General features: G+C 64.2%; 1 protein-coding gene. It reads left to right on the top strand.

Annotated features, from left to right (window positions below; all coding sequences use genetic code 11):
- Window positions 1–81: 81 nt before the first annotated feature.
- On the top strand, window positions 82–22332 hold the full coding sequence (locus OHQ90_RS18930) for an MFS transporter (RefSeq protein WP_328412289.1): 22251 nt from the start codon (window positions 82–84) through the stop codon (window positions 22330–22332).
- Window positions 22333–22404 lie beyond the last annotated feature (72 nt).

The raw sequence follows: 22404 nt of genomic DNA, 5'->3' as shown, positions 1-22404 counted from the left end.
GTCTAGATGTGGTGTTACGGGGTCGGGCTGTAGATGGGCCTGGAGTTACCGCCGTGGCTGCCACCTCCGGTAATGGAGTGTGTGGCAGGGCATTACCCGCGCGGCGATGAAACCTCAACGCGCGCTGCGGCCGACTATTGGTCGGACGTTGCTGAGCAATGCCGCGCAGCCGCCGAGTACCAGGACGCCCTGGCCGAGAAGGCGGAAACCACCGTCCGCGGGAAAGCGGGTGACGCGGCAGCCCAGAATCATCGGGATCTGGCTGCGAAGTTTCGTGCTCAAGCCGAGTGCAACGACTCACTTGCCGAACAACTGTACGAGAGTGCGAACAGCACCGAACTGCAGAAGTGGACGGTCATCGGGTTCGCGGTGTTTCTGGTGTGGCAGTTCGCCCGCGCCGCGGTGCTATTCGCCTTCGCCCCCGGGGTCGCGGTGGTCGAGATGCAGATCGACCGTGCGGCAACGCAAACGGCGTTGCAGATCGCCAGACAGAAGTTCATCGAACTCCTCGCCGCGCAGGCCGCGAAGTCCACCGCCCAACGCAGCACACTCGTGCTGGCGGTCAAATCGGGGTTCTGGGGCGCCGCGCAGCTCGGTGGCCTCAACATCGGTCTGCAAATCGTTCAGGAATTCGCAGGCAATCGCCCGAAGTTCGACAAGCAGTCCGCCTTGGTCTCTACGCTTGCCGGCTTTTTCGGCGGTGCCGCAGGCGGGGCCGCGGCCAAGCAGTTCGGCGAGCTGATTGTCCCGAAAACGGTCGCACTGGCCGAGGGCGCCAGTAGCACCGCCGGACGGGTCGCCTACCAACTCGGCGGCACGGTAGTCGTCGCGGTTTCCGGCGGACTCGTCGGCGGCATCGCCGGCGCCTACACATCGATAGTGGCCTCCGGCCAAGAGGTCACTCTCGACGCCATCGGTGAGACCCTGCTGCCTGCCGTTACCGGCGCTCTCCTCGGCGGCGCCGCACACGGCGCCGCCGACATCCGCGCTGGCGGACGCGCACCAGCCGTAACCGCTCCTTCCGGCGTCCCCCGCGCCGCCAGGGCTCTCGCCGCCACCGCTCTCGCCGGCGGCACACCTGCTGTAGCCGCCCCTCATGTCGCCCCTCGTCCCGGCCCGCTTACCGAGGCGCTCACCAACGCTCTCGCCCAGCACGGCATCCTCAGAGGCGACCCGGCCGAGGTCCACCAGCAAATCGACCAGCTCGTGGCACTGCTTCGCCAGCCCGCGACCGACCTGGTCTCGCGACCGGCGTCGTTCGCGCGCGAGGACTACAACATCAGTATCTGGAAGCCCAAGGATCCGGCCGCTGTGTTCCCCGACGGCGTCAACCAGGTCCGTGCCGAGCAAATCCAGCAGCCTGGCGGCGAACAGCTGCCCGCGAACAAAGCGCCGCAGATCCAGTCGGTGTACGCGCCCGACCACGGCCGCGCCCTACACACAGAGGTCAACACCCTCGGCGCGGCACAACCCGCCGATCCCCCCGTGGTCAGCAGTGCGCCGCGCAGTCCCGCGGACAACAACGTCGTCGGCGCGCGCCAGCACCCCGATGAGCCCGCAGCGCAACCGATTCAGCATCCCGGTCCCGGGCAGGGAACTGCTGGTCCGAAACCGCATCCAGCCGACCACGAACCGGCCAACGCGCCTACCCACGTCGACGAGCGGGGTCCCGCGCACGCCGAGCCGGGAGCCCCGGCGGCCGAGCCCAACGCCGCCCCGCCGGTCGATTCCGAGACCCCCGCTGCGCATCCCACTGCCGAGCCCGCCGGTGGCCCGAAACCGCCTTCCGCCGACCACGAACCGGTCAACACGGGTACCCACGTCGACGAGCAGGCCGCCCCGCCATCAGCAGCCCAGCGGCAAACTCCCGCACCGGACGACTCCGCAGGCGCACCGCAGCATGTCGAGCCAGAAGCAGCCGACGGTCCACGGGCACATCCCGCCGAAGCCGATGCGAACAGCGAACTGCCGCAACCGATCCCCGCCGCCTCGGCGGTTCCCGCTGGTGCGGGGCATGGCGAGGGCGCGGCCGCGCATCCTGCGGATGCGGGTCCGGCTCGTACTCGTTCGGAAAGTCCGGCCGGGTCGCCGCAACGAGGCCAGGATCGCCAAGTCGCCGCAGAGGCGGGCCGAGCACCACAAACCGGATCCCGCGCGACGGTGTCCGCCAAGGCCGACGCCACGCCACCGAAGCTCGACGTATCGGTACCGCACAACCAGCCGAAGAATCCCGGTGCGGTGTCTGCATTCGGCCCGGAAAAGGCGGGCTGGGCCCAAAAACCCGCCGGATGGAAAGCGAACAATTCCGGGCCCGCACCAGAGCTCAATCCCATCGACGCTCCCCTGGCCGTGGCGCGCGACCTACCCGGCTCCGCAAAGAGTTCCGACGGCCCTGCGGGTCCCGACGCGCCCGCCGTCGTCTCGGAGCCGGTACCAAAGGGCCCGACCGGACATTCCGAGGGCGACGCACCCCCTTCGGAAGCGGGACGTTCCAGCACGAACCGCGACACCGACGGCTCCTCCGAGCACCCGGTAGCCCCCGAGGCGCGATCCGATCAACACAAACCGGCCGACGAAACCGGGAGCGGGCAGCAGCCACGAACCGCAGAGCCGGAACCACCAGTGGATCCGGCGAACGCTGCGGATCGGGCGGGTAAACCCGGGACCGAGGAGTCGACCACCCCTGTCGACCAGTCGGGCGAGCAACCGAATGGGGAACATCCGACCACCCAGACGCCCGATGAGATGCGGCAAATCGCCGAGGACATCTTGAAGGATTATGCGGCGCGCTCGGGGCCGGATATCCCGGAGGCACAACGGTTGGTGAACGCCTCCAACGAAACCCTCGTCGAGATGTTGCGCGGCAGTCCGGCTGATGCGACAGCGGCGCTGATCGAGGTGATCCGACGCGGCGAGGACAAGGTACTGCGCTGGACACAGGTCGCCGCGACGATATCCATGCGCGAGAGCATCGTGAACATGGACGCAGGCGAGGGTAAATCGCTGGTCTTCATGGCACACGCAGCACGCGACGCCATCGAACATGGCGCGGTGCAAGTGATCACCACGCGAGACAACCTCGCCAACCGCGAATACATCAGATACCAGCAGGTTTTGGGCGCGCTCGGTTTCGAGATCGTGCGGATGAACCCGGACACCGCGCCACCAACTCCCACACCGGGTAAACCCACCATCTACATCGGCACCCAACAGGATGTGGGTTTCGCCGCACTGCGCGGGAACTGGGTACCCGGCCGTCGTGCCGCGATCGACGAGATCGACGAGGCGCTCGTGCACGCCGTCACCACATACTTCCTGTCCGAGGGTGCAGGCAAGCTGGCCTCACCCGAGGTCGCCGCGCAGGTTAACGACGCCCACAACTTCCTCAAAATAGCCCTGGAGGGCGTCCTGGACGCCTCCGATTTCGGGCGCACGCCGGAGCAACGCGGCGGGCCCGCGAATCTCACGGAGACCGGCCGCCAGAAGCTGGAGCTCCAACTGGGCCGCGAACTGACTCCCGAGCAACTGAGCCGGCTGAACCTGGCAGCGGCCGCCAAATGGGAATACCTCGAGAACGTGCACTACGTTCGGCATGAAATCGACGGGCAGGAACGGATATTCATCATCGATCAGACCACCCACAAGGTGATGTTCGATGCGGAAACCTCCACCGAGAGCCGATGGAACGGCGGCCTGGCCCAAGCGATCGAAGCCAAACACGGTCTGGCCATCCGCCATGACCCGAACAGTTCGAAATCCATTACCGCGCAACGCCTGTTCAGCCAGGAAAACTATGACAAGGTCACCGGAGCCTCAGGCACCGCGCACGGCTCCGCGGGCCGCCTCAAGGAGCTCCTCGGGAGCGATGTCACCGGAATAGACCGTTTCAAAGAGTCGCAGCTGAAGGTCATGGATGACACGATCTCGAAGGACGAGGCCGCGAAGTTGCAGACTATCGTCGCCGATATCAAGGAGATGCAGAAGACCGGCCGCCCGCAGCTGATCCTGTGCGACCGCAACGATATAGTCGCCGAACTGTCGAGCATGGTGAAAGTCGAGCATGTCGCGGTGGACGCGAAATGGTTCCTCGAACAAGGCATCCACGCCGAGGAAAACCTGCAACAGATATTCGACGCGGCAGGCACCAAGGGCAAGGTCCTGATCATCAATATGCAGGGCGCTCGCGGGGTCGACATCCCGATCGATGTGGTCACTCGTGAACTCGGCGGCCTGCATGTCGCGGTCACCGGCCGCTCCGCGCTGTCCCGCGATATCGACATCCAAGCCGAGAACCGCGCCGCCCGTAACGGCGACCCCGGCAGCGTCCGCTACTACACCTCCCCCACCGACAACCTCTACGCCCTCACCAGTAACCCGCTCGTGCGCCAAGACGTCATCAAGTACGTCAACGAGTACACCCAAGCCGCCGCCGAGCATCAGGCCGCACCCAGTGCCAACACTCGCGCGCGCCTCAACCGAGCCGAAAGCGATCTTCGCGCACTGGTCGAGCCGCTGCAAGAGGCGGCGGCCACGAAACACCAGCAGCTCGCGGCCCCAGCCGATCACACCTCCGGCCCGAACACCCGCGCACCACCGCCGGACCAGACCGACGACGACAAGCGAACCAAGCACCCACCGCCCATCAACCAGCTACCCCAGACATCGTCCGGTGGCGCTCTCAGCGCTGCCACCGCCGGTCAACAGGAGCCACTTTCCGGCAAAGTCGACAAGTGGCAAACCGACGACACCCACACGCTGCTACAGCAGGCGCAGGGGGGCCATCCGGCCGCGACACAAGCGTTGCGGCAACGATTGGGTCCCGCGACCCTCCAGCACGTATTCACCACGCTGGGTTGGGATCCCGCGCACGGTACAGCAGCAGCGCCGGTGCAGCAGCTGGCGCACGCGATCAACGCGGCTGGGTTCCGTGCTGCGCAGCACGACGGATGGCAAGTCCCGCAGAACGGCGAACTCGGCGACTGGCTGGGCGAGAAGCAACGAAATGTGTTGTGGGACGCCCTCGGTCACCTGGAGCACGCCCAGGTCGAACACTTCGCCGACGCACAAGACGCGCTGCGGCAAGGCCACGAGCTCACCGAACCCCAGCTCGCCACGTATAGCAGTTTGACCCAGCTGGTGCAAGCACACGCCCCGGCCAGTGTGGTCAACACACCCACAACATCAGCACCGCGCGCCGAACTCGACGAACCCGCAACAGCTACATCACGCGCTGCACTCGACGACGCCCCAGCACTCACACCGCGCGCCGCGCTCGACGATGCCGCAGCACCCGCACCACGTGCCGGACTCGAGGACCCCGCAGCATCCGACACGAACATCACACCGACCGCATCGCACTCCGCACCTGCGAATCCCGCTGCGACGCGGACAGCGAACTCCGCCCCCGCCACACAAGCCGACCAGACAACCCCAGCGCCGAACGAGCACCCCGACACCCCGACGCCGAACGAAGACACCGCCGAAAGCAACTCGGCCACACCGTGGTTCGGTCGCACACCCACGGCCGAACCGGGTGCTAAATCACCGATCAAGGGCACCGCCCCAGGTAGCGACCGAAACAAAAAGCCCACGCAGAAGCAGGTACCGGGATCCAACTCCGAGGAGGCAGGCGCGGTCCAGGCTACCAAGCCAGACCTTGCACTGCGCCCGCTGATCACCGCCGACGGCAGCGCAGGCAAACCCATATCCGGAAACCCTGCCCAACCAGCGGTCAGCTCGAATCAACAAGCACAACAACCCATTACCGGCAAAGCCCAGGTGACGGCACCGGAAACCACCGGTCCAGGAATCGCCGTGCCCACGCAGGCCTTCGACGACTCCAACCTAGCGGCGGACCTCGGGCTGTCCGGGCCGCAAGGCGGCAAGGCGAGGGGATCCCACGTACCCGGCGACGTGCCGGAGTGGGCGATGGCATTCCACCATAATCCCGACGGCACGGAGTGGGGCGCCGGCGCTCCACAGCATCAGCGCGACCAAGGACGAACAGCCGAACCGGACGGCGACCTGCAGACTCCGGCAGACCCGCATCCCGCCGCTGGCGACATCGATGTGGCCGCATTGCTCGAGTCGTACACACCGCAGCAAGTGGAGCAGGCACTAGTTCTCATCGACGAAGAATTGCGGTCCCTGGATGCCACACACCGACGTCGCCTACCGACGCTTCCAAGCTTTGCCACGCTGACGGAGTGGTTGGCAGAACGGCTCGCGCATGAAGCCGAGGCGCAGCAGCTGGGGAAGTCGGCGATTTCACTTGCCGAGTGGCATAGCAAGACAACCGCTTTGGGCATAAGCCTCGCCACAACCCTCGGCCTGGAGGCGCCGGGAACCGAATGGACAGGCCGGTCTAGTAGCGATCCGCTCCACGAGCTCCGGAAAATCAGTAGGCACCCGGACGCACCACCCGCGATCAAGCAGTTGGTCGAGATCGCGACACGATTCCTCGGTCTGGAGGACATCGCGGCTGCCGTCGAGCCCATTCACGAGTTGATGGCGGACTGGCCGGTAGCCGAACATCTCGACGTGGCCCTCGGTGCTGCATGGGAGCTCGCGCTACAGGCGCGGGCCAATAACGGTGGCATCCCAGATATTTCCGGCACCATCCTCGGAGAGCCGGGCAACCGGTGGGTGCAGATCGAGGTCACCGACGACAGCCGAGATCTGCCCGCCCGCGAGACCGACGACCATCGCGCCTGGAGTGCCGTCGACCTGCTGGACATCAGGGCCGATTCGTGGGGTTGGAAGCTACCGCATAGCGGTCGAAAGACGGTGTGGTTCAAGCTTTTCGAGACGGATGACTACGGGGATCCATCGCGCGCTACCCCAGAGCCCGGCGTGACAGAGACGCTCGAGCCAGGTGCTGTCGCACAAGGGGTGCGGGCAGTGCGGCGGGCGTCGACGGCATTCCTGACACAGACCGGTTGGTCGATCGATCAGTGCGACGAAACGATCGTGCTGCTGTCGGATTTCGTAGGAAACGTTCATCTGCACGCGCCGGGCAGCGAGGCCCGAGTGCGAGTATTCCGGTCCGGCAACGTGTTCCGGTTCGAGATCGGCGACGACGGCGACGGTTTGCCGGAGCGTCGGGCGGAAAGCGACCCCAACACCGTCACCGATCAAGCCCTCGAGGGCGACGAGCTGGCCCAATTCGAAGCGGGCGTGCGGGTCGACGGGACCCACGGCCGAGGCATCGGATTGCTCGAGTCTCTGTCCTCGGCATGGGGTGTCGACCTCGAGCGTGACGGCAGTAAGACCCTGTGGTTCGAGATGCAGATCGAGAACCCCGACCTACCCCAGCCGACCGAGGACGGCCCCAGCGATCAACCACGCCATGCACTTCCGGCCGAGGCGACACCCGCCAACCAGTCGGTGCCGCCCGAGTCGGGCTCGGTGAAGCCGACGGCGGCACAGCAGGGCGATCAGGCGCTCACCACGAGCGAGCTCGATCAGGCGCGCGCGGACCTGGCGGCGTTACTAGGGATCGAAGCGGACCTGTTGTCGACAGACGACTCACTCCAGCGGGCGTTGATTCAGGTGTGGAGCAAGCTGCGTGGTCTCGACGATAAGGGCTGGCGGGCGCTCAGCACAGGCCGGCGGTTGGCGGAGCTTCCGCACTGGATCGGCAAGTGGATGGTTGCCGATGCGGCCTTCCGGTCACCTGGTCGCAGCATTGTCGAGGACGAGCATTTGTTTGCCGAGACCGTCGCTCTGGAGGATGATCTGCCTCGGCTGCTCGGTGTGCCTCGGTTCGGATTGCGGCTGGGCGGAACGAACAGCCAGTATCCGCTGACCGCGCTGCGACGGCTGAGCGAGGAGGCAGCCGAATCGTCGGGCATCGGACAGTTGGTCGAGGCCATCACGCGGTTCCTGGACCTGGATTCCGCGACCTACTCCAACGTTGGGCACTATCAGAGCCCGGCCGAAGTCGCCGATGAGTTCGAAAGCAGGCATTCAGGGACACGGATCACGGGACTGGCCAAAATCAGCTCCCGGGGAGGCCACATAGTCACTCAAACCGTCCATTACCTGCTCGACCGATACCCCATAGGGCTGCCCAGAATCGGTGTTACTTTACTCGGCGACACCAAAGGCGTGGTCAGGCGTGCAACATTTCAAATAAACAGTTCGTCCGTTTCTGCGAAATCGATCGAATTAGGCTTCGGCCTCGACTCCGGCACGACCATCTCCGATGCGGACATACGTACCGCCGTCTTCAAGGCGTACGCCGAGGGAATGATATTCGCGAGCCAGTGGCGGATCACGGCCCGCGCAATCAGGACCTTGCAGCAACACTATGGCGAGAAACCCGGATTCGAGGCGTGGCTACCGACACAGTTCGGTGCCGATTGCATCCGCAAGGACGGCACCCTTGACTTGCGCCAGGCGGTGGCGACCTCGTTCGAGAAGGTTGAGCAGGATGCGCCGAACGCGACCACCGGCCAGCAATTGCTGCACAAACTGACGGTAGACCTGGCTCGGGAGTTCGATGGCAAAGACAGGTCCACCTTCCCCGGCCCGGTGACCGAATCAGAGCTGGCGCAACAGCGTGCCAAGGCCTCGATCGTCGCCGAGATCGCGAACGAACTCCATGTCGAGCTCATCGGCTTCGAACTGGTGGACATCGAACTAGAAACGGTCCAAGAGATTGCCGAAGAACTTCGCTCGAAGGCGGCGGCCGGACACGACCTACCCGACGAAGTCATAGTCACGCCGATCAAGGATGCAAGTGCCCATGCAGCCATGGAATCGGGCAAGAAGATCATCAGAATACACGAAGAAGTAGCAATAAACAGCTACGGGTACCGTCAATTCAATGCAGATTCCGTAGACTCCGGATTTTTCTCCGGTCCGCGCGACAAGCCCTATAAAAATTTGATGGGACATGAACTCGGTCATATTTCCGCGCGTAAGGGCATCGTGGATGACGCGCTCTATATCGAGAGCGAGAAATCGGATTGGGAGTGGCTCGGCCCTGAACTGGTCAAGCTATTCGTCAGGACCAATCGGCCCGAAACTCTTGACGAGATCACACCTTGGCTGATACGCGAACTCAGCGGCTACAGCTTCAACCGTGATGAAAATGCGGAACATATTCACGTTACGGCCGAGCTGCTGGCCGAGGCTTTCAATTCGGACGGCTGGTATGGAGCACTGCCGACCCAAGCACAAACACTGATCCGCGACTATGTGATCTCAGAGGCGGCAAAGCACAGGAACGAAGCGACACCACCCGGCCCCACCGAAATCACGAACGCGGCAGTCCCGTCGAACGACCACCCGAGGACGCAGCTGCCATCCGCTAGATACGACGATGAGGGCCCACGTTCGCCGGCCGACAACCGCAGCGAGCAGCGCAGCTTGCCGCCCAACGCAGGCCCGACACCCCCCGGCACTTCCCAACCAGGCCCGGAGACCTCAACCACCAGTAGCGAAGTGCCATTGACGGCCCCCACCACCCCTGCGGCACAGCAAGGCAACCACCAACCCACCGGCCAGGCGGTGTCCGCCAGGAACGAAGTCGACCCCGCGACGGCCGAGAACCCGTATCGCACCTCGCGTGATCAGGACCGGTTGCGCGCACTGCTCGATGCCGTCACCAGAGAACACGCGAACGCCATGTTCGGTCGGGCTGGTGCGGAGCGAGTCGCATTGCTCGAGCACGCGCGGATGCTGCTGACCGAGGAGTTGACCGCCGAGAGCACACCGAATTCGCAGATCTCCGACGCCAGGCGCGAGCTGCTGCGGACTTTCTCCTCCGCGGTGGAAGAGTGGCTTCACAAGGCAGCGCATGTCCCGGTGGCCGAGGCGGAAGCGCGGCAGGCGGAGCCGAGCGGGGTCGAGCGGGAACAGATAATCCAGGACGCGCGGGACCGGTTCAGTGAGTCCGTTCGTAGCTTTGTGGTGGCCACATCGAAACTTGGTGCGGTACAAGATGGTGACCCCACGGAGGCCAATCGCACGGGTCTGTTGAACGGTATCGAAATCGACAGGGTGCGAAGGGTCGCCGATCAGATCGGCGAGGAACTGTCACGGGCCGCCGAGATTCCGGAAAGTGAGAGCACCGACGGCCTCGCACTGGATTCTGACAGTCTCTACGTGCTGCAAGACAATTTCGCGGCACTCGATGACCTGATCGCCGTTCTGGAAAATCCGTACGCAGAGATCGGACGCGCGAGACTCGAGGCCCTCACCGAAAACTTCCGTGCGGCCGCAGCATATCTGGAGGCCGCGCAGGCAGTGCGCTATGTCGAGCAGCCGGGAAGCACCGCTACCGAGCGGGAACAGCGGCTGGCGAATGCGCGGGCGGAGTACGAGGCCGCCCACAACCGGGTCGGCGAGCTGATCGCACAGTTGGACGCGTCCGGTTCGCGTCCTCAGGCGCCCGCCCCGCACGAACAAGCGTGGCCGGAATCGGGCACCACCACACCAACCGAACCCCAACACTTCCCGCAAGGTCCGGCGAGGCAGGGACCGAACAACACCACACCACCTGCGGCACACGAGGTTCCGCAACACCAGTCATGGCAAGACCTCCTGGATACCTCTGCACTGCCCGACGCACCACAACAGCCGGTGTGGCCCACAGCGAATACCGAGGCGCCCTCCACGTCCCAACAGCAGGCATGGCCTGAATCGAGCACCACCACACCATCAGAACTGCAGCACTTCCCGGAGGATCCGGCATGGCAGGAACCGAACAACACCACACCACCTGCAGCACAAGAGGTTCCACAACAGCAGTCATGGAAAGACCTCCGGGAAACGTCCGGATCCCCCGCGGTGCCCGACGCACCACAACAGCCGGTGTGGCCCGCGGCGAACACCGGAACGCCCTCCGCGTCCGGCCAGACCTCGTTGTCGGGCACCCCGCAAGGTCGCACAGCGGAACGTGACGATGCATCGAATGGCGCGGCCACATCGTCCGCCGCCCACGCATCACCGTGGAGCAAGGCGAAGACCACAGGGCCGGTCAATGCCACCACGCCATGGAGCAGTGTCCCCGCTGCGGGCGCGGCGCGTTCAGCGGCTGGATCCCTCGGCGAGGTCGACGCGCTCGGCAATCGTGTCCGCCGTCCCCGCATGCCACGCGAGAAGCAAAACCCATTACCAGGGCAGCACCTCGCCTTCCACAACGACCCGGACAAGCCGAACCCCAAGGGCTGGGTCGACCCAGCGGCAACCGAATCCCCGGCACCACAGCAGACCCCGCCACCGAGTCTTCCGGATGGCTCCGTGCCGGCCGATCAGGTCCTGGCCGCCGATGAGCCTCCAGTTGCCCCGGCGACGGACCCGGCCGATGCCACCCCAGAATCACCAACCGCACCGCAACCCGATGAAAACGGCAGCGACCGTCTGCCGGTAGCGCCGCTCGACCCGAACCAGCCTGTCCCCGGAACCGCCGGAAACGACTATCCCGAAGGACCCATCGGCACCTCGGCACCCGAGCAGGATGAGCCTGTCGGCATTGGACCCGAGCAAACGCATGCGGCCAGCGAACCAGAATCGGCCACACCGCCCCAACCCGCCCAATCGGTGTCGGAGGGCACGCCGTCGGTCGACCCCACTGGTGTAGTTGTGCTGCTGGACCTCGTGCCGGATTCGACTCCTACATTCCGATACGTGCTCGACGTGGTCGGCGACCCGTGGACCGCCGAATACCTCACCGCCGAGATATTCAGCCGAGCGGCCACCACGCCGGTTCTCGACGCCGACACCGCCGACACGCGTTTGGACGCGATCACCAAAACCGTGATCACCCAATATGGCCTGGGTTTCAATCGGCTCCGTCGCGCGCTGGTGACCGCTGCGGGCGCCAAGACACCGGCAGGGATGCACGGCGGTCTCGTGACACTGGCCGGAGCGGAAACATTGCAGCGCGGCCTGGAGCGGCTGCCTGAGAAAACACGCGAAGTGCTGGCGTTGCGCTTCGGGACGAGACCAGTCGCACAGGTAGTGCGGATTGCGGGCTTGGAGCAGCGCGTGGTCACGCGGTTGGAGCGGGAGGGTCTGCGGCAACTGCTCGAGACGATCTCCGAACTCGGTGCGTCGCCGCATGCCCAAGTGCCTGCAGCACAGATCGTTTCGGCGTTGGCGCGCAGCAGCATCGTCGACCGGTTGCCACCTATTGTGCGGGAAGCGCTGACCGACGACCCGTCGGCACTGGCGGACTGCCTCGATCAACTCACGCCAGCTCAGCGGCAAATCCTGAATCTGCGCTTCCGGCGTGGCATGACCGTCAACGAATCTGCACAAGCTCTGGAGCGAAGCGTAAGCGCGGTCAAAGTGTTGCAGCGCGATGCCGTGCTCCATCTAGCACGATTGCTCGAGGCAGAGGCAGGAAATGAACCGTTAGAAGTCGTCATGCACGCGCTGGGCAAGGAAAGGGAGAGCTTCAACGCGGCCCTGAGGCAGCTCGGTGACTTGCAGCGCGCGGCCGTAGCGGCACGCCTACTGCACGAACAGCCGCTGAACGTCGTCGCGCAGGCGCTGGGTAAAGACCACAGAAACCACTACAGCAAGGGCATTCGACGCCTCGCCGCCATACTGCTCGGTGATGCCGCGGGTCGCGCCGGCGCGGGCCCCGACCGGAAATTGGTCAACCGAACCCCACCTGAGATCCTCGACGCAGCGGCGCGCAAACTCACCGACCCCGACCACAGGCGGATCATCAGGCTGCGCTTCGTACACGGCCGGTCCGGGGAGGAAGTCGCCGAGACGCTCGGCATTGGCGTGCGTGCATTGGAGTTGCGGGAATACCGTGCCGTGCAAAACGTGGCCGAACAGCTTCGCGCACGCCGTGCTCCAGCTCAGCGGCCGACGACAGCCGACATGGACGCGCATGTCACTATCGAGACGGTGTCGGGCGATAAGCCTTCCCATAGCCCGTTCGATACCGCCGAATTGGTAGCGGCGCTGGCCGGCAGCACGATTGTCGAGGATCTGCCGCCAATCGTTGGGTACGCGCTGGGCAACGACCAACAGGCGCTGCAGGACTGCATCCAACAACTCCTGCCCGAACACCTGCAAGTCCTCCACCATCGCTTCCAGCTCGAACAATCGCCCGCTCAGACGGCGGAAGCGTTGGGCCGCACCGAGGACGCCATCGACACGATGCAGCGCGCCATCTTCCTCCGCCTCGCCACGCAGTTGGAAGAGCAGCTGGGCAGCCAACCATTGGCAGTGGTCCAGAACACCCGCGGCACCACCATCGAGGTCGCCGACTACATCCGCACCTGCCTCAACCAAACCCTCGATGTCACCTGGGCCCTCGGCTATGACAAAACCACCCGCCCCACCACAACCGTCAAAACCTGGAAAGACCTCGAAAAAGGCCTCGACAACCGCTTTACCAGAGTCGACCCACCAGCAACCACAACCCCCGGCACCCATCCCCTCGCCCACATCCTCGACAAACTCGAAGACCCCACCAACGATATCGACACCATCGTCTTCGTCATCGACGACGGTGAAACCGCCCACAGCTTCACCGCCACCACCACCCCCGGCGGCCCCACCCTCATCTTCGACACCAACATCCCAGAACCACCCACCCCGGCAACCGAAAGCAAGCAAAACAACCGGCCGACACCCCGTGTCCGCGACCGCGAGGGCTGGGAAAAGCTCCATATTGAAAAGCCCGTTGCCGTCTTCACCCGCGAATACAGAAGAACCTCCGAAGGCAACCTCGAAGCACTCCCCCAGCTAGACCCCGAAGGCCCCACCCAAGAAGAACGAGAACACGAGATCCTCGGCCCACCCGCCGAGGGGTCCAACCAACCCGCGAACCCAGACGAACCCGCGAAATCGTGGCTCCAATGGATCCGCGCCAGAATGCGACCAAAGCACAGAAACCTCACCCTGAGGTTCTGGGGCTCGGCCACTGCCGGCGCAGGCAGTGCCGGCTTGGTATCGACCCTCTCGCTGGTTTTCCTCGACATGGGTGCGTCGCTGCAGGCGATCGGCCTGACGGCAGCCGTGACCCAAGCAGCCACGGTGATTTCGCAATTCTTGTCCGGACCGCTTGCGGACCGGATCAACAACCGCCGCATGCTGCAATGGTTGTCGGCAACCAGCGCTGCAGTCATGGCCGGCGTCGGCAGCTGGGTCCTGTGGGATCTGCCGCACGCTCTGCCGGTCGCCATGGGCGCGGCTGTCGTAGGTGCGGTCCTCGATGCTTTCGCCTCTTCGAGCGCCAATGTTTACGGTAGAGATTTGGCTATCACGCTAGAAGAGAAGAAAGTTGCCAACAAACTCAGGATCGTGGAACGGTCGGTCGCCGGCGCAATCGGCAAGGCCGTTGTCCCGGTACTCGAACGGATCTCAACGGTATTCCCGTTCTTGACCAGCACTGTGACCTCGCTGGTGAATCTGCTTGCGCTGTCCATGCTTCCGACGATCGAGGACGAGGAGGAGGAGAAGAAGAAAGAGAAGGCCGGTTTCTTCGATGGAGCCCGCGCTATGTGGCAGGACTCGTACCTGCGCGGCGTCCTCTTGCTGGCCATTCCGGCGCTGTTCGGCGTCCAGACTGCCTCGTTTCAGTTGGCTCAGTTACTCCACGGGGGAGGTTTTTCAGCGGCAGTCATGGTACTACTCTCCGTGGGGATCGTCAGCGGATCCTTGTTGACGCACCTGTTGATGCCGAAAAGTTTGATCGACCGCGCCAACGTTAAATGGACCTACCCCACCCAGTTGGCAGCGTATGCGGGCCTTGTGGCCGCATACGCGACCACAACAGACCCGTTGATCCTTTGGTTGGCCTCGGCTCTCACCGGCGCAACCGGTTACCTCAACAACGTCCCGTTCGCCGGATACCTGCAAGCCAAAGTTCCTGAAAATGCCGAGGGTGGCGCGTGGTCGACCCTCCTGAGTTTCAGCGCTGCAGGTGGAATCCTCGGCGGCATATTCGGCAGCTATCTGTTGACGGCCGCCGGTGGATATTGGGGAGGCTTGATAAACGGCGGAATACTCGGCACAACGGCCCTCGCGTACACAGCACTCGGGTTTTTCACACGCAAAGGCGCAGGCGAGCTGCCGCCGAGCGGCGACGGTTCCACCGAGCACCCCGAGTCCGGCGCATCCCTACCTCTCCCTGCCGCCGTCGAAGAATGCGCAATCCAACTCTCCCGCACCTTCTACGCACTCAACCACAACAGCTCCGCGCGCAAACCCGACGACACCGACCCCGCGTGGCAATCCGACAAAAACTACAAACCCACCGAAGCCATCCTCGGCACCAAACTCCGACAGCACAGAATCAAGGGCGATGGCGCCATCGCCGACATCGTCGAAACCGTCCGCCGCCGCCGAAACGGCATCGACACCGCCGCCATCGTCGTCCAAAAAGGTAAAAAGGCACACGGCTTCATCATCGTCAACGTCGAAGACACCGTCTTCGTCTTCGACACCCTCATCGACGGCGACGGCCCCCACGTGCGGTACTACAGCGACGACGAAAACGACGAAAACAGATGGGAATCCGCCTACCAGGACATCGACAAAGCCTTCGTCTCCTACTTCACGAGCAAAGACGACACACTCACACCGATCGTCCGACGATTTCGCGACCGCCTGCGCCTCCCCCGACACCCACTCAAATTCGAAGGCCCGCCCCCCGAGGCTCCAGGAACGAGCGGTACCCCAACAGAGCCGAACGACGGTGAGGCTGTTCCGACCACCGAGCGCGCGGTCACCGACCCGGACCCGGTGCCGGAGTTCCGTGGTCGGCCCGATGACGACGTGGTGGAGCTGCTTCACCGGTACTTCGATGCGAAGGAGGCCGCCGACCCGCTCGCGGCGGAAATCCGAGCCGAGGCCGAACAGCGAATTCCGGATGACGGAGACCGCGCGTATGCCGAACGTTATGTCGCCAATGAGCGCCACACTGCGGCGTTGGCAGCAGAATCAGGGATCACGCCGGAACAGCAGCTTACCGAACCTCCTCCCATCAGCTCTGCAGGACGATTGCCGCAAACCGCCTGGGTGCCGCTACCGCGCGACGCGAATGTGGCTGCGCCGCAAGAGGAGTCGATCGACCCGACACCCTCGGTCCCCGATCACGACGGCATTGACCGTGCTCCCGAGGCGAACGGCGCATCGGCCGAGCAGGAAACGCACAACCCATCCGATGCGCCCGCTCCGGAACCTCATAACCCCGGGACCCTCGATAATCGGCCCCCGCAGCAGAAGGGCACCTCGCCTTGGGCACTGCGACGAGTGCCCAAGGGAGCGACCGGCAACCCAGCCCCGACCGGCAAAAGTCAGGATCGCGGCGCCGAGCCCATCCCGACACCTTGGCAGCGGGTTCCGACCGAACCGGTTCGAGCACAGGACGACACATCCGCAGACCACGATGCACGCCATTCCGCCGCACACTCGACACCAAGCGCACCGAGGGACATGGCGGCTCCGCAGAACCTGCCGACCGGCAACGGCCGGGGTGACGAGCCTCATGAGCCACGGCCGACTCCGCCGCAGCACGCGCCTTCGCGGGTCGAGGTCTCGGGTATTGATCACGGCGACACCGCACCGGTCGTTGCCGACGCCACATCCGCGGCGCTACCGCCGAGCGTGCGCCGGGCACTCGATGCCGCCGACAACACAGTCGCGGAGATGGTCGCCGAAGCGTTGCGCAAGCTTCGGCATCTCGGCGTGGACACCACGGCCCTCCATCTGAAGGACGTCCAACAACTCGAGGAGGAGATCCGGAACCTGGAGGACCGACAGGATGCTCGACTCGAAGAGCTGCTGCGCGGGCTCGTGTTCGACGATCGCCTGTTCCGTCTGCTCGGCGAACAACGGGCGATGCCCGCGGCAATCGGGCACTTCAAATTCCTCAAACCACTTGTCGAAGAAGCGCACAAGTATCTGCACGAGGTTCGCGAGGCGTTGGCGATCCGCGCCGCTAGAGAGCTGCCTCCGACCGAAGACGCGATCATGGTCGCCGAGGGCGTCTGGAAGGTGCGGAATGAGCGGATCGTCGTGATGTCACCGCTGCTCGGGCAGGAGCGGCTGCTGGACCAGAACCCTGAGCTCCGGGAATGGGCGGTGCGGGAGGGAATTCCGATCGACTATCGGCGGGTTCATATCGACGGGCGCGGCCAGCTGACGGTCGAACCGGTGTCCGGTGTCCATGACCAGCCTGAATCGGGCATCCGATACTACTTTCCGACGGTCGACAGCGATCACGACCGCATTTTCTGGATGAACGACCTCACCGACGGGCGGCCGTTCGCCGAGAAGGTAGCGGAAGCGAAAGCCTCAGGGGTGCTTTCGCGCAAGGTCCTCAAACCTGACATAGGCAACCCGACGATGGCCAGAACGGTGGTGTTGATCACTTACAAAAACGGCTACAAGGTGATCGAAAAGTCTGTCCGCACGGAGGCACAAGCCATCGCGGAGGTGTTGGGGGCGCGGACCCTCAGCGATGCCGGTGCGCTGATGCCGAAAGTGCTGCGCCCCAGCAAACGCGTCATTCTCATGGAATACAAACCGGGCGACTTCATCCCCCGGGAAGAAACGAATCCGCTGAACCCGCTTTTCCACACTCCGAGTGGGCAGGCGCTCGGGCTCGGCGACATGCTGGTTCGTCCCGGGGACCGGTACGAAGGCGGAAATGTCGTCAAGCAGTACGGATTCCTTGTGGTGCCCTACGATCTCGGAAACGGGTATCAACTGACTTGGCCGCGGAATGGCTTCTCGGATCATTTCATGGACGGTACGGACAGCTTCGCGAAGATGCGTGCCCATAATGTCCCGAAGGCGAAACTAGCTGAGGTCCGACAGCGAATCATCGCCTCGGAATCGGAATATGCTTGTTTGGGCGTGCCCGGCTGGTATAGCGAGGTACTGAGCATCTTCAACCTGATCGAGAACCACGCGCAGGACGAGGCTCCACCGCCGAGTGTCCAGCCCGCCGAAGCACAGCGAATACTGGAGCTACTTCGCGACAAAATGGCCTACGACCTAGGCATCAAGTACCGCTATCGACGGACCCCGCAGGAGTGGAGCACGGAAGTCACGCAGCTGCGCCAGCGGCACGCCGGGAATCCTGAGGTATTCCTCGAGATTGATTTATTCGACAAACTCAACACGGTGATCCTGCATGGGTTGGAGGAATGGCAGGCGCGCTTCGACCGCGGAATCCAATCCACCGTAGCCGAATCACGACCGCCAGATGCTCACCCCGCTGGCCTCGACCGGGCTGCGGCCAGTCTGCGCCAAGGCGCGATACGCTCCGCAGCAGGACCGAGCGAGCCTCACGGTTCCGGTGAAAACGACGGACAGGCAAGGTCGGTTGATGCCCAGCCTGGTATCCCATCATCGGACCCAACGCAGCTCGCCACCGCGCCGGGCACCGCTGCCGAACCCGGCCCCACCAACGCCACGGCCGAAGGGCGCACTCCCGCGCAGCCAACTACTCCACAGCCCACTGCGGGAACACCTATCGCCGAACCCGCAGCTCACCAAGCGCACCCGCGCGCGCACGCGCTGCAATGGGATCCGCGATTCGCGGAGCTGTTGCGAGGCGCGGACGACGCCGGGCGTCCGATGCGAGATGAGCACAACACGGCGGTGGCCCCGCTGCATATCGGCCGAGGCCTGCCACCCCAGATGCTTGCACACCGTTTCCCACCAGGTGACGGGCAGGAACTCCCGCAGGGCCCTGCTGCGCACCCCACGCCGTCGCCAGCCGCAGAGCGGCATAATTCCGGTGTCACACCATCCGGAGAAAAAAAATCACTGCTGAGCGTGATTCGCACCGACCTCAATGTCGGTATACGACTCGCCTCCGAGTTCCTCAACGAAATCGGCTTCGCGATCCTCAACTCGGCGATGAGCATCTGGATGGTAGACAATGCCGGGCCGGGTCTGGCGGGCGCCATTGCGGCGCTCACCCCCGTGCCAATCATTCTCGGCGCAAATATCGCGGGATATTTGACCGACTACTTCTCCCCCAAGAAGTTGATGAAAGGCAGCGCAATCGTGGGGACGGTAACAGCAGCCACAGCGACTGTCGCCCTTGCGACGGGAACTTCATACGCCGTCCCCATACTCGTCGCGACCACGTTAGTGGAATCGGGCCTTTCCCTGATCTATGGAAGCGCTTCCGGCAAGGTGAGCGCCTGGATGACCGCCGATGCGAAAACAGGACTAACTCGCTTCAATAACCTCAAACAGAACTTCACCCGAGTTGTCGGGGGACTAGGGCCCATTCTGCTGTCGGCCGGAGCTGCGTTTCCCCCCCTCGTCAATCTCGCCACGAACGTCGTGAACGTCGCGTCAATGTCGGGAGTACCCGATCTTCCGACCGAACGGAAAGAGGGAAGTATCTGGAAAGAACTGCCCACTTCGGTCACCGCCGGCCGGCATGCGGTCTACGACCATCCCCTGACGCGAAGAATCAACAACGGCCTGAGTCTCCACAATTTCTATCTGGGAATGCAGTCGATCCCGTTCGCTACAATGCTCCTCGACTCCGGCATGACGGGTACACAGATCGGAGTGGTATCGACGCTCGTCCCAGCCGGGGCCGTTCTAGGGAACGGCATCTACAAGTTGTTGGCAAAAGTCCGGATCAAAAGGCTCCTCGATGCCAGAATGGCCAGCCTGGCCGGGGCCGCCGTCGTGCAGGCAATGGCAATCACCAGCGACCCCTGGATAACCGCGGCGGCACTAGGCGCCAGCTGGACAATCCTCGGCTCGGCTGCCATACCTATCACCACCTACGCGCGCGAGAAGACCCCGCAGGCAGTACGCGGACGAGCGGGAGCCGTGCGCCTCCAGACGTCCATGGCCGGGTTCGGACTGGGCAGCCTGGTCGGCGGTGGCGCAGTCTCGCTATTGGGAAACCAGCCTGGCAGCGCAGCTATCGCCGCGGGCGTCGGCGCCATCACCGCCTGGTCCGTCCTCCGGCGAGTCTTCAAACCCGAGAAAGCCCGGAAGCTGCTGAACTCCATCAACCAAACAGCCGAAGCATTATGGGCGCTCGGCCTCAACGAAGGAATCAAAACTGAACGACGACTAAAGAACTGGACTGACCTCAGAGACGCCATCGCCAACCAACTCATCGAAACCCACCTCGGCCCCGACACCGCCGCCCCCCTCGCCCACATCCTCGACGCCGTCGAGGATCCCGACAACGACATCGACACTGTCGTCGTCTTCGTCGAATACGGCAAGAGCAAGAACCTGCACCCGTACACCATCACCAACGTCGGCGGCCACGTCGTCATCTTCGATACCAACATCCCCGACCCCGAAATCACCGACGTCGATGACCCCGACCGCATCCCCCGCGTCCGCACCCGCGAGGAGTGGCAACAGTCCTACCCCCACGACATCAAAAAGGCATACATCGCCGAATTCACCACCGACGGCGACAACAACCTCATCAACCCTCACCCCACCGGTCCCGACCAACCGACCCCACCAGACCCCATCGTTGTCAGGAACTGCGCGATCCACCTCGTCCGCATATTCCGAGCACTCGGCGGCAACCCCGACGCACCCGAACCCGACGACAAAGACCTCCGATGGAAAGCCGAGGACAACTGGAAAACTGTCGAACCCGCCCTCGGCACCCAACTCCGACCGATCCAGACCGGCGACGACGGCCTCGCCGAAGTCATCGAAATTGTCCGCACCCGACGAAACGGCATCGACACCGTCGTCCTCGTCGACGAGGACGACGCCAACTCGCACGGCTACCTCATCACCAACGTCGAAGGCCAAATCCTCGTCTTCGACATCCTCGCCAATGCCCCGCGTTCCATCAAAACCGCCCACGGAATCACCCTCAACCACATCAGCTCCGCCATCGACAACCCCGACATCAACACCCCGCGAGTACGCAACTACGACGGCGACGAACACGGCCAGAACAAGTGGCAACCCGCCAACCAGAATCCCAAAAGAAGATTCGCCGCCTACTTCAAGAACGAAGACGGCATACCAACCCCGCTCCCCCAACCACTGCGCGCCCGCGCGCACAGCCAACACCCACACAACATCCAAGGCCCACCCACCGAGGACCCTCCAACACCCGACCACGAACCCACCCAGCCGACGTCCGATAGCGAACCGATTCGAGCAGCGGAACCGGTCGGCCCGAAAGGCGTTTCGGATCAGGTAATTCCGCAGGAGACGCCCGCTAATGGAGCGGCGACGTCTATCGAGGTCGAACCGACTCCTGCGGTGGTAGATGAGACGCCGACTCGGCCCGAGGCCGAGCGGCCGGATGCCCGGGAGGCCGAGGCCGCGCTGCTACGCCGGCCCGGCTTCCGATACGTGGCCTCGGTGCCGAGGGCCGCGCCTGGTGAGCTGAGCGGCCGCGCCTGGAGCGAGAGCCCGCAGCGGCACGCCTGGGAGCGCAGCTGGCTCACCGAGCAGGGTCCTCGTCTCGGGGCCCTCGGCGCGCTCACGGCGGCCGCGTTGGAAGCGGAAGTGCTGATGGGCTTTTCCAATACATCGCCGGGCCCACTGCTGATCGCCCAAGACAGGCTCCGGTTGCCCGGTGAGAAAATCCCGATCTGGAAATTCCGTACTTTGCCGGTGGGGGCGCCGGAGCAGTCGGGAGGAAGCGACACCACGAACCGGGCCAGCGCGATCGGCCGCGCCGCCCGCGCGCTATCCCTCGATGAACTTCCGCAGTACTGCTACACCGCGCTGGTGGCAACGAGACCGTTGCTCGACCTCGACCGCGACCTGATGAAGCCGCCGGTGCTCACGGACGCCGAGCGGGAGTACTGGAACTCGATCGCCCGAGACGGGGTATTCGGTCTGCACTTCCCGGGCTCTCGGTCGCAGGAGGCTCAGGATCTGGAGTATCTGCGTGCGCGGTTCGAAGCCGACGTCGTCCTCGACGATATCGGTTGCCAACGGGGCTACGAGTACATAATGGACGACGTCGTCGGGCCTTACCTGCACCAGACAGCCATCCAGCTGCGTGATGGTGACGGCGCCGGTCAGTCGTCTGCGGAGGATCAGGTAGGTCGATGGTTCGCGTCGATTGTGGCGGACATGATGGCCGCGCCGCCCGATGCCGCCCCGATGCTTCTGCACCAAGCGCTGGAGGCGCAGGCACGTCTCGACGTCGCCACCCTGTCTGCTGAAGACCGCGTGGTCCAGCAATTCGCCTCGCGTGTGAGCGAATTGTTGGATGGGCATTATGATTTCGGCACCTATCTGCACCATCGGCAACGCCCGGAGGGACCGGCGTTCATCGAGGACGTCCGGGCCGCCGTCGCCCTGCGCCACCCGGACGACGCTGCGGCGCAGGTGCCGTTTCTCAGAGCACTGCTCGAACTGGCCGCGTAGCCACCAAGTGGTGGCGAACAGCCGCACATCGATCCGCACGGACCGCGAGGCGCCTGGGAGAATCTCGATCTC

It is taken from the genome of Nocardia sp. NBC_00403 (genome assembly GCF_036046055.1).
Lineage (GTDB): Bacteria > Actinomycetota > Actinomycetes > Mycobacteriales > Mycobacteriaceae > Nocardia.
The sequence above is the reverse complement of the archived record's forward strand: the minus strand, read 5'-3'. Positions and strand labels throughout refer to the sequence as shown.